Raw genomic sequence first — 1,098 nt, forward strand, 5'->3', positions numbered from 1 at the left:
GACCTGGCCAAGGTCGGCCGCTACAAGATCAACAAGAAGCTCGGCGTCGACGCCGACATCACCCAGGGCACGCTGACCGAAGAGGACATCGTCGCCACCATCGAGTACATCGTCAAGCTTCACGCGGGCGAGACCTCGATGCAGGGTTCCGGTGGCGAGATCGTCGTCGAGACCGACGACATCGACCACTTCGGCAACCGCCGCCTGCGCACGGTCGGCGAGCTCATCCAGAACCAGGTCCGGCTGGGCCTGGCCAGGATGGAGCGGGTCGTGCGGGAGCGGATGACGACGCAGGACGTCGAGGCGATCACGCCGCAGACCCTGATCAACATCCGTCCCGTCGTGGCGTCGATCAAGGAGTTCTTCGGGACCTCCCAGCTGTCGCAGTTCATGGACCAGACCAACCCCCTGGCGGGCCTGACGCACAAGCGGCGTCTGTCCGCGCTGGGTCCCGGTGGTCTGTCGCGTGAGCGGGCGGGCTTCGAGGTTCGTGACGTTCACCCGTCCCACTACGGCCGGATGTGCCCGATCGAGACGCCGGAAGGCCCGAACATCGGTCTGATCGGCTCGCTCGCCTCCTTCGGCCGGGTGAACTCCTTCGGGTTCGTCGAGACGCCCTACCGCAAGGTCGTCGACGGCAGGGTGACCGAAGAGGTCCACTACCTCACCGCCGACGAGGAGGACCGCTACGTCATCGCCCAGGCGAACACGCCGATCGCCGCCGATGGCACGTTCCTTGAGGACCGCGTCCTCGTCCGCCGTAAGGGTGGCGAGTTCGAGTCCGTGAGGGCGAACGAGGTCGGTTACATGGACGTCTCGGCACGCCAGATGGTGTCGGTGGCGACCGCGATGATCCCGTTCCTGGAGCACGACGACGCCAACCGGGCGCTCATGGGTTCCAACATGCAGCGTCAGTCGGTGCCGTTGCTGAAGAGCGAGGCGCCGCTGGTCGGGACCGGGATGGAGTACCGGGCCGCGACGGACGCCGGGGACGTGATCACCGCGGACAAGGCCGGGGTGGTCGAGGAGGTCTCGGCCGACTACGTCACCGTGATGAACGACGACGGCACCCGCACCACCTACCGGGTGGCGAAGTTC

General features: G+C 66.8%; 1 pseudogene. It reads left to right on the top strand.

The features are described 5' to 3' along the window. A pseudogene (locus tag ABZ463_RS41620) lies at positions 1–1,098 on the top strand (DNA-directed RNA polymerase subunit beta); the annotation flags it as partial.

The organism is Streptosporangium sp. NPDC020145, from assembly GCF_040631275.1.
Lineage (GTDB): Bacteria > Actinomycetota > Actinomycetes > Streptosporangiales > Streptosporangiaceae > Streptosporangium.